The organism is Silanimonas algicola, from assembly GCF_054777375.1.
In genome coordinates this window covers 122,581-134,032 of sequence record NZ_BAAHAS010000002.1, presented here as the reverse complement: position 1 = coordinate 134,032, position 11,452 = coordinate 122,581, and the positions used below count along the sequence as shown (strand labels likewise).

9 protein-coding genes are annotated in these 11,452 nt (G+C 68.8%); 4 read left to right on the top strand and 5 right to left on the bottom strand.

The window, feature by feature from the left end:
- The first annotated feature begins 21 nt into the window (after nt 1-21).
- Both ACYVAK_RS05825 and ACYVAK_RS05820 read left to right on the top strand, forming a co-directional pair.
- Nucleotides 22-801: a sulfite exporter TauE/SafE family protein gene (locus ACYVAK_RS05825; RefSeq protein WP_461058895.1), complete on the top strand. Its 780-nt coding sequence runs from the start codon at nt 22-24 to the stop codon at nt 799-801.
- A gap of 64 nt (nt 802-865) precedes the next feature.
- Entirely contained in the window at nt 866-2,485 is a 1,620-nt protein-coding gene (locus tag ACYVAK_RS05820; RefSeq protein WP_461058894.1) for an amidase, read from the top strand.
- A 318-nt stretch (nt 2,486-2,803) separates the two neighbouring features.
- Here ACYVAK_RS05820 and ACYVAK_RS05815 read toward each other — a convergent pair whose 3' ends face one another.
- Together ACYVAK_RS05815 and ACYVAK_RS05810 are read right to left on the bottom strand one after the other, a co-directional pair.
- Nucleotides 2,804-5,554, bottom strand: a complete 2,751-nt coding sequence (locus tag ACYVAK_RS05815; protein WP_461058892.1) for a winged helix-turn-helix domain-containing protein — start codon at nt 5,552-5,554, stop codon at nt 2,804-2,806.
- A 4-nt stretch (nt 5,555-5,558) separates the two neighbouring features.
- A complete protein-coding gene (locus tag ACYVAK_RS05810) occupies nt 5,559-5,915 on the bottom strand; it encodes a helix-turn-helix transcriptional regulator (RefSeq protein WP_461058890.1) in 357 nt (118 codons plus the stop codon).
- An 85-nt stretch (nt 5,916-6,000) separates the two neighbouring features.
- Between ACYVAK_RS05810 and ACYVAK_RS05805 the strand changes: the two genes are divergently transcribed.
- Together ACYVAK_RS05805 and ACYVAK_RS05800 are read left to right on the top strand one after the other, a co-directional pair.
- Nucleotides 6,001-7,512 (top strand): NADP-dependent isocitrate dehydrogenase, encoded by a 1,512-nt coding sequence (locus tag ACYVAK_RS05805; RefSeq protein ID WP_461058889.1) that lies wholly within the window; start codon nt 6,001-6,003, stop codon nt 7,510-7,512.
- Nucleotides 7,513-7,589: 77 nt separating this feature from the next.
- Nucleotides 7,590-8,450 carry a DUF6671 family protein gene (locus ACYVAK_RS05800; protein WP_461058887.1) on the top strand — a complete coding sequence of 287 codons (861 nt, stop codon included), beginning with the start codon at nt 7,590-7,592 and terminating at the stop codon, nt 8,448-8,450.
- Nucleotides 8,451-8,499: 49 nt separating this feature from the next.
- On the opposite strand, the gene ACYVAK_RS05795 is transcribed toward ACYVAK_RS05800, so the two are convergent.
- The 3 genes from ACYVAK_RS05795 to rplQ all read right to left on the bottom strand — a co-directional run bounded on the left by ACYVAK_RS05795 (nt 8,500) and on the right by rplQ (nt 11,425).
- Complete coding sequence (locus ACYVAK_RS05795; RefSeq protein WP_461058885.1) at nt 8,500-9,894, bottom strand: class II 3-deoxy-7-phosphoheptulonate synthase; 1,395 nt, start codon at nt 9,892-9,894, stop codon at nt 8,500-8,502.
- Between the two features lie 90 nt (nt 9,895-9,984).
- Complete coding sequence (locus ACYVAK_RS05790; RefSeq protein ID WP_461058883.1) at nt 9,985-10,500, bottom strand: disulfide bond formation protein B; 516 nt, start codon at nt 10,498-10,500, stop codon at nt 9,985-9,987.
- 538 nt (nt 10,501-11,038) lie between these two features.
- Entirely contained in the window at nt 11,039-11,425 is a 387-nt protein-coding gene (gene rplQ / locus ACYVAK_RS05785) for a 50S ribosomal protein L17 (protein WP_297876030.1), read from the bottom strand.
- Between the last annotated feature and the right edge of the window lie 27 nt (nt 11,426-11,452).

Genomic DNA, 11,452 nt, shown 5'->3' with positions numbered 1-11,452 from the left:
GGCCTCCCGGCGCCCGTCCCCATGCTCGCCGACCTCACGCCCGAACTGCTGGCGCTGACCGCGCTGGCCGGCTTCGCCGCCGGCCTGCTCGACAGCATCGTCGGCGGCGGTGGGCTGATCCTGACGCCGGCGATGCTCAACCTGCACCCCGGCCTGTCGATCCTGCAGACCATCGGCACGCAGCGCACGAGCTCGATGTTTGGCACCAGCGTCGCGGCTTGGAACTACCTGTCGCGCATCCCGGTCGAGCGCAAGATCGTCGTGCCGGCCTGCATCGGTGCCTTGGTGGCTTCCGCCATCGGCGTGCAGTTCGCCAAGCGCCTCGACCCCGAACTGCTGAAGTGGACGGTTCTGGCGATCTGTGCCGTGCTCGCGGTCTACACGGCGTTCCGCAAGGATTTCGGCCTGGTCGAAGCGCGGCGCTACCCGCTGGAGAAGGAAGCCCTCGTCGCCACCGGCGTCGGCGCGGCCTGCGGCTTCTACAACGGCCTGATCGGCCCGGGCACCGGCACGATCATGGTCTTCGCCTTCGTCAGCGTGCTCGGCCTGGATTTCCTGAAGTCGTCCGGCGTGTCGAAAGCCGCCAACGTCGCGGCCGACGTGAGTTCGTGGACGGTGCTGGCCATCGGCGGCTTCGTGGTCTGGGTGCTGGCCGTGCCGCTGATCCTCGGCAACATGCTGGGCAGCTGGATCGGCAGCCACCTCGCCATCCGCCAAGGCCAGCGCTTCGTGCGCTACGTCTTCCTCGCCGTGGTCACGGCGCTGATCGGCAAGCTCGCCCTCGACCTGCTGCGCGGCTGAGGCGCTTCACGGCCGCACGGGCCGCGCCGCGATTAGCATCGGGATTCCGCTACCGGAGTCCGCCATGCCGAACCGCCTGCGCCCCCTCCCCGCCCTGATCGCGGGCGTCCTTCTCGCCTCCGGACTCGGCGGCTGCGGCCAAGGCGCCGAAACCACCCCGCCGGCGCCGGCGACGGCACCAACGTCGGAAGAAACCCGCGCCAAGGTCGACGTCGTCGAACTCTCCGTGGCCGACGCGCAGGCGGGCATGGGGGCCGGCCGCTTCACCAGCGCCGATCTCGTCGACGCCTACCTCGCGCGCATCGCCGCCGTCGACGATTCGGGCCCGACGCTCAATGCCGTCATCGCGCTGAACCCGAACGCCCGCGCCGACGCCGAGGCGCTGGACGCCGAGCGCGCGGCCGGCACCCTGCGCAGCCCGCTGCACGGCATCCCGGTGCTGGTGAAGGACAACATCGACGTCGCCGGCCTGCCGACCACCGCCGGCTCGCTGGCCTTGGCCGGCCACGTGCCGCCCGACGATGCCGCACTGGTCGCCTCGCTTCGGAGCGCCGGCGCCGTGATCCTCGGCAAGACGAACCTCAGCGAATGGGCCAACTTCCGTTCGACGAGTTCGATCTCGGGCTGGAGCAGCGCGGGCGGCCAGACCCGCAACCCGTACGTGCTCGACCGCAACGCCTGTGGCTCGAGCTCGGGCACGGGCGCCGCCATCGCCGCCAGCCTGGCCACCGTGGGCGTGGGCACCGAAACGGACGGCAGCATCCTCTGCCCCTCGGCGGTGAACGGACTGGTGGGCTTCAAGCCGACCGTCGGCGTGGTTCCGGCCGACGGCATCGTGCCGATCTCGGCCTCGCAGGACACGGGGGGCCCGATGGCGCGCTCGATCGCCGATGCCACCGCCCTGATGGCGGCGCTGTCCGGCATCGAGGCGGCGACGAATCCCGAGAAGAACCTCACGACCAGCCCCAACGGCGCGACCGGTGTGCGGCCCCTGGCCGGCAGGCGTTTCGGCCTGATGCGCCAGGCCATGGGCCGGCATGCCGGCCTCGATGCGGCGACCGAGGCCGCGGTGGCCCGGCTTCGCGAGGCCGGCGCCGACGTGGTGGATGTCGAACTGCCGACGTGGGGCCAGTGGGGCGAAGCGGAGCTGACGGTGCTGCTCTACGAGTTCAAGGACGGACTGAACCGCTACCTCGCCGAGGGCCCGGCGCCGGTCGCTGATCTGGACGCCCTCATCGCCTGGAACACCGCCAACGCCGACCGGGCGATGCCCTGGTTCGGGCAGGAGCTGTTGGAGCAGGCCCAAGGGAAAGGGCCGCTGACCGATCCCGCCTACCTCGAGGCCAAGGCCGCGGCCCGGCGCCTTGCCGGAGACGATGGACTGCTGAAGGTGCTGCGCGAGGGCGGCTTCGATGCGCTGATCGCCCCGACGACCGGACCAGCCTGGCCCATCGACCCGGTGCTGGGCGATCACTTCACGAGCGCGGGTTACGGCGCCGCCGCCGTGGCGGGCACGCCGAGCCTGACGATCCCGATGGGCGAGATCCACGGACTGCCCGTGGGCCTGAGCCTGCTGGGCGCCCGGGGCGGCGATGCGGACTTGTTGGCCTTGGGCGCGGCCGTCGAGGCCGGGCTGGCTGGGGCGCGTCGCCCCCCCACCTTCCGCCCCACCCTGCAGCCCTGAGCGCGGCCTCGAAAGGCCATTCGGCAGGACCAGAAAGATCGAAGGCGCCGGTTCCAAACCGGCGCCTTCGTGGTCATCTGAACCCCTGAAACTCCTGATTCCACGTCCTGTGGAACCGGCCCGGGGTCGAACAGCACGATCGGCGTCCCTGCTGGCTCCCTGCCCTACGGGTGTCCCCACCCTTCGAATCGCCGCTGCCCGGCCCGAGGTACCGTTACGATGCCAAGGCACAGGCAAGTGCGCTTTCCCCAAGGGTGAGCATTTCTGAAGACTTATGAAAGTCTTTTGAATCAATCGATTGGAGCCGCGTTCCGGAGATCAGCGAGCCACCGACTCGGCCGCTTGCTCGGCATCGGCCAGAATCCGCCGCCGATAGTCGTCCGCCGGCAGGCGGGCCATCCCCAAACGGCAGGCGCTCAGTGAGGCACCGGCCTCGTCCAATTGTCCCCGATGGGCGGCGATCTGGCTCTCGTAGCAGTGTGCCGCCGCCACGCGGGGATGCTGGTCCGGAAAGACATCGACGGCGACAGCACGGTAGTCGGATAGCGTCCGTGCCGCGTCCTCCACCCGCCCCAGATGCAAGAGGGTCTCGACCCAAAGCTGTTGAATATCGGCCGCCCTGGCGGCACGACCTGCCAGCAATGGCCGCCCCACGAGCTGCGTACGGGCCAGCAGGGCATCGGCCTCGGGGCGATTTCCTTGCCGCGCCAGACTGCGCGCCAGCTCGGACCCGGCGAGGATCGTCAGCACGTGGCGTTCGCCGAGCTTCCGGCTCCAACCGTCATAGGCCCGGCGGAAGAGACCCGTGGCCTCGTCGTCGCGCCCCTGCCCTGCGGCGATCAGGCCCCGCCGATACTCGATGGCGAGGGCGTCGGGATGCTCCACGCCCAGGCGATGGACGATCCGATCATCGAGCCGCTCGAGGATGGCGCCCGCCTCGGCGAAGCGCCCCGCCCGGGCCAAGGCCTCGGCGTAGTCCGACAACGCCCAGGCCGTCTTTGGGTCGTCGAGGCCTGACTCCGCCTCCCGCAGGGCAACCAGCGACCGGAAGGTTTCCGCGGCGACCACCTCTTCCCCGAGGCGGCTCTGGCACAGACCGATGAACCAGAGGGCATCGGCCTGCACGCCCGGGGGGAGGCGGGCGCTTCGTGCTTCGTCGGCCACGAGCGACGCGAGTTGCGCAACCGCGGTGTCGCAGCGACCGCGCTCGTAGAGGAGCTTGGCCGCCTCGACCAAGCTGGCATCGGAAACCTGCCCCAAGCGAACTCGGTCGCCTTCGGCAGCGGCGTCGCAAGCCGCTTGTGCAGCGTCAAGATCGCCTGCGAGACGCTCGAACTGGCAAAGCCGGCGATGATGCGCGGCAAGCGAGTCGGCGCTCGGGCTGCCGACAGCGATCCTCTCGATGGCCGAGCGCTGGTGGCGAGCCGCCTTGGCGTATTCACCCCATGCCTCGTAGGCCTCGGCCACGGCGCCATGCACTGCCGCGGCGACCACCGGACGTCCACCAAGGCGCTCGTCGATGCTCGCGGCGGCAGCGTCCAGCGAGGCCCGTAAGCTGATCCCGACATCCCCGCCGTGGTAAGGATCGGCGCGAGTCAACACATCGTCGGTGAGGAAGTCGAGGACGGCCTGCGCCTCGCTTCGCCGAAGCGCCTCGTCGCGGCGGGCCTCCCACGCCAGCCAACCGGTCCAGGTGGCCACGGCGAGGCCCACGCACAAAGCGGCGGTCGCCGCACCGAGCAAGCGCAGCCTCACCCGCTGCCGCTGAAACTCCACTTCGGCGCGACGCGCGCGCGCCTGGGTCTCCTCGCGCGCGGCGGCGGCGAGGCGTCTCTCGGGCATCTGGCGCAGGTGCAAGGCGAGCTGCTGCGCGCCCAACGTGCGCTGTTCTCCCCGCAAGGCGGCCAGTGCCCGGATGTCATCGCGCAGCAACGGATCATCGACATCCGACTCCCAGCCCGGGGCCAAGGGTCGCCGCAAATCACCGACGACCAGCTGGAAAAGCAGGACCCCCAGCGAATAGAGATCGCTGCGCTGGGTCGGCAAGCCGCCGGCGAGGACTTCAGGGGCGCAGTGGAGCGCTGCGGCCGCGTGCAGGGCCGACGGCGACCGTGCCTCAGCCATCGCGTCGGCATCAAACAGCGCATCGGCATGCGGGGACATGGGCGATGCGTGGCCGCCACCAAGGTCGGCAATGGCGACACGCCACCCTTCCGGCAAGCCCGAATCCGGCGCAAGGAAAATATTGCCGGGTTTCAGGCCCTGGTGAACGACACCCGCGGCGTGCAGCTCGCCCAGCGCCTCGGCGATCTGAGCGGCCAAAGCAAGCCGATGGTCAAACGGAACGCCACCCGTCGCGGCCTTCGACGCCATCCAGTGGGCGAGGTCGCCATGTTCGAAATAGGGGTACTCGACGAAGATCGGGGGTTCGTCCAATTGCCAGCCCAAGGCGGGCGCAAGGCCCTGCACCTTCCGACCGATGGCGGCAAGGTATCTATGCAGGGCCACCTCGCGTCGCACATGCCGAAGACCCTCCTCCCCGACGCCGAGCTTGAAGGCGCGCGGCGCATCGCCAGCATCGGAATCGGCCAGAAACACCATGCTGTGCGACCCACGACCCAATAGACGGCGGAACGTCCATCCCGGCCGCTTCGGAACGGCGACGCCAATCCAGTCGTGCTCGCCTGCGGGCGTCGGCGGCGAGGCTTCGGCGTCGACCCAGTGCACCTCGCCCGCCCATCGGTAGCCGTAGCCGTGCACCGACTGCAGCGGCGCACCCGCCGCCTCGCCGAGCTCACGACGCAGTCGACTGATCGCCTTGGCCAGCGAGTTTTCGGAGACCACGCGCCCCGGCCACGCGGCATCGAGCAAGTCGTCCTTGCTGAGCACCTGCCCTGCGCGCAACAGCAAGGCCAGCAGCACTTCGTAGGACGAGCGATCGAGCGCCAGTGTCTGCCGGCCCCGACGCACCTGGGCGGTCCGTACGTCGAGCTCGGCGCCCGGCCACCGGAGAACGCCGGCCCGTGGTGCATCGCCTACGGCCCGCTGGTTCGGATCCGTGACCGACATCCGTTCAGCGGACCTCGCCGAGCAACAGCGCCAAGACGTCGCCGATGCTCCGATGCTTCTCCAGCGGATGCCTGAGCGGCAGCGAGGTGTCGAGCTGATAGCGGTTCCGACGGCCATCGCGCTCCCGTGTCAGCGCGCCTGCCGCTTCGAGCTCCGCAACAATGCGCTGAACCGCACGCTCGGTGATGCCGACCTTCGAAGCGACGTCACGCAGAGTCTGATCCGCGTCGGCAGCGAGGCAAACCAGCACATGCGTGTGATTGCTCAGGAAGGTCCATTGCGCGTCGGCATCTGCCGACTTCAGGGCCGCTTTCGTCGCCGCGGCGCCCGTCGGCACGCGCTTCGCGGCCAAGGCCTTCACGCGCGACTCACCCGCCAGCTTGCGCCGCACAGCTTTTCGCGCTTCAATATTCACGACATCTTTTTCGTGTTTCGGAGATCGCACAATGTCCGCCGTCCTCGCTGAATCCGTCGCCCCGGCCCGCTACGTCCCCGCCGCGCTACCCGCCGCCACCATTCCCGTTGCCGCCGGCGATGGCATCGGCCCCGAGATCATGGCCGCCACGCTGGCGATCCTCAAGGCCGGGGATCCCGCCCTCCATTTCCAGGCGGTAACCGTCGGACTGAAGGCCTACGAAAGCGGCCTGATGGCCGGCATCGGCGAGGACACCTGGAAGGCGATCGACCAGCACAAGATCATCCTCAAGGGGCCGATCACCACGCCGCAGGGGGGCGGCTACAAGTCGGTCAACGTCACGCTGCGCAAGACCCTCGGCCTGTACGCCAACCTGCGCCCCTGCGTCTCCTACCACCCCTACGTCACCGCGCTGCACCCGACGATGGACGTCGTGATCGTGCGCGAGAACGAGGAGGACACCTACGCCGGCATCGAGCACCGCCAGAGCGACGAGGTGGTGCAGTGCCTGAAGCTGATCACCCGCCCCGGCTGCGAGCGCATCGTGCGCTACGCCTTCGAGTACGCCCGCGCGCACGGGCGCAAGAAGGTCACGTGCATGACTAAGGACAACATCATGAAGCTCACCGACGGCCTGTTTCACAGGGTCTTCGACGAGATCGCGCCGCAGTACCCGGAGATCGCGACCAGCCACATGATCATCGACATCGGCACGGCGCGCATGGCCAGCCGCCCGACCGATTTCGACGTTGTGGTCACGCCCAACCTCTACGGCGACATCCTCTCCGACGTCGCCGCCGAAGTGGCCGGGTCCATCGGCCTCGCCGGCTCGTCGAACATCGGCCACGACTGCGCGATGTTCGAGGCCGTGCACGGCTCCGCGCCGGACATCGCCGGCAAGGACATCGCCAATCCCTCGGGCCTGCTGCTGTCGGCGGTGATGATGCTGGTGCACCTCGGCCGCGCGAAGCCCGCCACGGACATCCACAACGCCTGGCTCTGCACCTTGGAAGAGGGCATCCACACCGGCGACATCTTCCGCGACGGCGTCAGCACGACGAAAGTCGGCACCCGCGAGTTCGCGCAGGCGGTCATCGCCCGCCTCGGCCAAAAGCCGAAGAAGATGGCTGCCGTGAACTACCCCGAGCGCGAGCCGGAGTCGCTGGTCCATCCGGACGTGTCGATTCCGCCGCACGTCAATGCGAAGAAGGCCCTGGTCGGCGTCGACGTGTTCGTGAACTGGGACACCGACGCCCGCGACCCGAACGAACTCGGCGCGGCGCTCGAGAAACTCGCCGGCGACGACTTCCGCCTCGCGCTCATCACCAACCGCGGCGTCAAGGTCTACCCGAACGGCAACCCGCAGACGCTGCGCACCGACCACTGGCGCTGCCGCTTCCCCGCGAAGGGGGAGACGGTCGACGGGCAGGCCATCTCGCGCCTGCTGATGCGCATCGCCGATGCCGGTTTCGACGCGGTGAAAACCGAGAACCTCTACACCTTCGACGGCGTGCGAGGCTACTCGCAGGCCCAGGGCGAATAAGCGGCATCGATGGAAACGAGGAGGCGGTGTGCGGGTCGTCGGCGCCGCCTCCACCGCAGGGCTCGGACACTGTGGGGATGCGCCTGCCCTATTCCGATCCCCGCGTCGCCCTCGCCACCCTGCACGGCAAGGCGGAGGCCTTGGCGCCGGCGCTGGCCCCGCTCGGTTTTCGCGTCGAGTCGGTCGCGGTCGACACCGATGCGCTGGGCACTTTCGCCGGCGACATCGAGCGCCCGGGCACGCCGCACGAGGTCGTCATCGAAAAGGCCCGGCGCGGCATGGCTGCCAGCGGGCTGAAGCTCGGTCTCTCCACGGAGGGCTGCTTCGGCCCGGATCCGCTGCTCGGCTTCCTGCCCCTGCATACGGAACTGCTGGCCTTCGTGGACGACGAGCATGGCCAGACCCTCGTCCTCGAGCACGCGGGCCACGACACGAACTGGGTCTCAAGGGCGCTTCGGCCCGGCGACGATCTACAACCCGTGATCGCGTCGATCGGCCTGCCCGGCCACGCCGCCCTTGTGAAACCGAACCGCTGGGCGCGATCCCAAGCCGGGGCCATGCCGGTGGCGAAGGGGCTGAGGCACCCGGCAGGCATCGCCGAAGCAATGGGACGCCTGGCCGCGTCCTCGGAGGACGGCCTCGCACGCATCGAAGCCGATATGCGGGCTCACGTGAACCCGACGCGTCTGTCGGCCATCGGCCGGCTGGGGCATCAGCTCGCGCTGCGCCTCGCCACGCCCTGCTCCTTCTGCCACGCGCCCGGCTTCGGCCGCGTCGGCAATCACGTCGGCCTGCCCTGCGAGCTCTGCGGCGAAGCGACCGATCTGGTCCGTGCCGAGATCCACGGCTGCGGCGTCTGCGGGCATCGCGAGGATCGACCGCGGGCCGACGGCCTCATGGCCGCCGACGCGGGGCATTGCCCGCAGTGCAATCCGTGAGGGCGGAGATCGATCCTTCGACGGCCTGCCGCCGAGGGATCGGATCGTCTCAAAGCGACGTCGGCTGGGCGATCTGCGACTGCTTGCGCACGATCAGCATCGCGATCTCCAGCGACTGCTCGTAGTTGAGCCGCGGGTCGACCGTGGTGCGGTAGTCGCGGGCCAGATCGGCATCGACCAGCTCGCGCGCACCGCCCGTGCACTCGGTGACGTTCTCGCCGGTCAGCTCGAGATGCACGCCCGCCAATCGCGTTCCGGCCGCGGCGTGTGCGTCGAAGCTCTGCTCGACCTCGGCCCGGATGTTGTCGAAGCGGCGCGTCTTGTAACCGTTCGCCGCCGTCTCGGTGTTGCCGTGCATCGGGTCGCACATCCACGCCACTCGCCGGCCTTCGCGCTTCATCGCCTCCAGCAGCGGCGGCAGCTTCTCGAGCACCTTGCCCGCGCCCATGCGGTGGATATACACGAGGCGGCCCGACTCGTTCTCCGGGTTCAGCACGTCAGCGAGGCGCAGGGCCTGGTCCGGCGTCACCGACGGGCCGAGCTTGATGCCGATCGGGTTGCGGATGCCGCGGAAGTACTCGGTGTGCGCGCCGTCGAGCTGCGCGGTGCGCATGCCGATCCAGGGGAAATGGGTGCTGAGGTTGAACCAGCCCCACTGGCGCGGCACCTGGCGCGTCTGCGCCTCCTCGTAGGGCAGCAGCAGCGCCTCATGCGAGGTGTAGAAGTCGACACGGCTGAGGTTGTCGATCGGCCCGCCGGTCACGGTTTCCATGAAGCGCACGGCATCGCCGATGCCGCTCACCATCTTCTGGTACTCCTCGGCCAGCGGCGAGCGTGCCACCCAGCCGAGATCCCAGTACTCCGGGTGGTGCAGATCGGCGAATCCTCCGTCGATCAGCGCGCGGACGAAGTTCATCGTCATCGCCGAACGGGCGTGGCCCTTCACCATCCGGCGCGGATCGGGAATGCGCGCTTCCGGCGTGAACTCGGGCGCATTGATGAAGTCACCGCGGTAGCTGGGCAGCGTGACGCCATCGCGCTCTTCGAGGTCGGCCGAACGCGGCTTGGCGTACTGACCGGCGAAACGGCCGATGCGCACCACCGGCAGGCGCAGGCCGTGCACGAGCACGACGCTCATCTGCAGCAGCACTTTCAGGCGGTTGGAGATCAAGCCGCTCTCGCAGTCGGCGAAGCTCTCAGCACAGTCGCCGCCCTGCAGGATGAAGCGCTTGCCCACCTCGGCCTCGGCGATCTGGCGCTTCAGGGCCAGCACCTCCCAGGACGTGACCAGCGGCGGCAGGGCCTCGAGCTCGCGCCCGACCGCGGCTAGGGCCTCGGCGTCCGGATAGCTCGGCTGCTGCAGGGCCGTCTTCGTCCGCCACGACGAACGCGTCCAACCGGCGGGCGCGTTGACGGGGGTGACGGGACGATCCTGCGCGTTCATGGCGGTTCTCTTTGGGGTGGGCCGAAGACTATGCCACGCGGGAATTCGAGTCGCGACTCGATTACATCCGCAACTTCATGAGTTCATGACTCAGCCGCGCCGGCGCAGCCCCGCCACCAGCGCGCCCAGGCCCAGCAGCACGAAGCACAGCAGCGTCCAGGCCGGCATCGAGAAGCCGAGGAAGGCCCAGTCGATCTTGGCGCAATCCGCCGAGCCGGAGAGCGACTGCGCGAGCGCGTCGACCGGCCCCAAGGATTCGAGCATGTAGGACAGCCCTTGCCCGCTGCAGCTCGGGAAACCGCTCGGCGGCTGCAGCTGCAGCCACACGTGGCGCGCCGCGATGCTGCCCCCCACCGCCGCCAGCAGGCCGATGGCAATGCCGTAGCCCCCCCGGCCCGCACGCCCGCCGGGGTTGTGCAGGGCCGCGACGAGGCCAAGCAGGCCCATCCCGGCGAAGAAGAAGCGCTGCAGGATGCACAGCGGGCAAGGCAGCATGAACATGCCGTGCTCGACGTAAAGCGCGAAACCGAGCAGGGCCGCGCAGACGGCGAAGCCGAACAGCATCTGCAGGCGGAAGGACCAAGCGAAGGGGTTGGCGTTCGACATGGGACACACACCGGGAAAGTCAAAAGGCATTGTGCTCCGACTACCGAAGCCGCGGCCAGTTCCCTAGAGTCAATCGCCGGCGCCGCTTGATGGCGAACACCGGTGAGTGAATCTCATCCCCCAACACGAGAGGCTGAGTGCTCACGAAGCGCACAAAAATCATGGCAGTCGCTGCCTTCTTCCTTTTCGCGCATTCGATCGCGGCCGCTGACCCCCCCCAGACAAATCACCCAAGCTTCTCCCGTTGGCGAACGGCTGCCACGATCCGGAGTGCGCTTGGTGGGAATACAGCGGCATTCAAGCACTCACGTGCCTGATCAGTAGCCAGTGGCCCTCGCCGCCGCCGAAGGCGCCGTAGGGGTCTTTAGCAGCAACGAGGTGTCACACCTATGTGCCTTGCAACGCCTAGGCGAACTGCGCCGAGTGACCAAGCCGTGCTCATCGCAGAGAATCGCGGCGACGCAGGAGCAAGGCATCTGCAAACGAAAAACCCCGGCCTTCGCCGGGGTTTTTCTTCGAAACACGCGACGCTCGACGCTTACTCGGCGTCGACGGCCTCGGTGGCACGCGGCCGATCCACCAGCTCGACGTAAGCCATCGGGGCGTTGTCGCCCGGACGGAAGCCGCACTTGAGGATGCGCAGGTAGCCGCCCGGACGCGCCTGGTAGCGCGGACCGAGCTCGACGAACAGCTTGCCCACCGCTTCCTTGTCGCGCAAGCGCGAGAAGGCGAGACGACGATTGGCGACGCCATCCGTCTTGGCCATCGTGATGAGCGGCTCCGCGATGCGACGCAGCTCCTTGGCCTTCGGCAGGGTGGTACGGATCAGCTCGTGCTTGAACAGCGACGAGGCCATGTTGCGGAACATCGCTTCGCGATGCGCGCTGGTGCGGCTGAACTTGCGGCCGGCGTTGAGGTGACGCATGGGTTGGGTTCCTTATCGATCGTGGGC

Excerpts from the sequence above, each read along its gene's own strand:
- ACYVAK_RS05790 (WP_461058883.1), bottom strand. The coding sequence starts at position 10,500 with ATGTCGAACGCCAACCCCTTCGCTTGGTCCTTCCGCCTGCAGATGCTG.
- ACYVAK_RS05805 (WP_461058889.1), top strand. The coding sequence starts at position 6,001 with ATGTCCGCCGTCCTCGCTGAATCCGTCGCCCCGGCCCGCTACGTCCCC.
- ACYVAK_RS05815 (WP_461058892.1), bottom strand. The coding sequence starts at position 5,554 with ATGTCGGTCACGGATCCGAACCAGCGGGCCGTAGGCGATGCACCACGG.
- ACYVAK_RS05820 (WP_461058894.1), top strand. The coding sequence starts at position 866 with ATGCCGAACCGCCTGCGCCCCCTCCCCGCCCTGATCGCGGGCGTCCTT.
- rplQ (WP_297876030.1), bottom strand. The coding sequence starts at position 11,425 with ATGCGTCACCTCAACGCCGGCCGCAAGTTCAGCCGCACCAGCGCGCAT.
- ACYVAK_RS05825 (WP_461058895.1), top strand. The coding sequence starts at position 22 with ATGCTCGCCGACCTCACGCCCGAACTGCTGGCGCTGACCGCGCTGGCC.
- ACYVAK_RS05795 (WP_461058885.1), bottom strand. The coding sequence starts at position 9,894 with ATGAACGCGCAGGATCGTCCCGTCACCCCCGTCAACGCGCCCGCCGGT.
- ACYVAK_RS05800 (WP_461058887.1), top strand. The coding sequence starts at position 7,590 with ATGCGCCTGCCCTATTCCGATCCCCGCGTCGCCCTCGCCACCCTGCAC.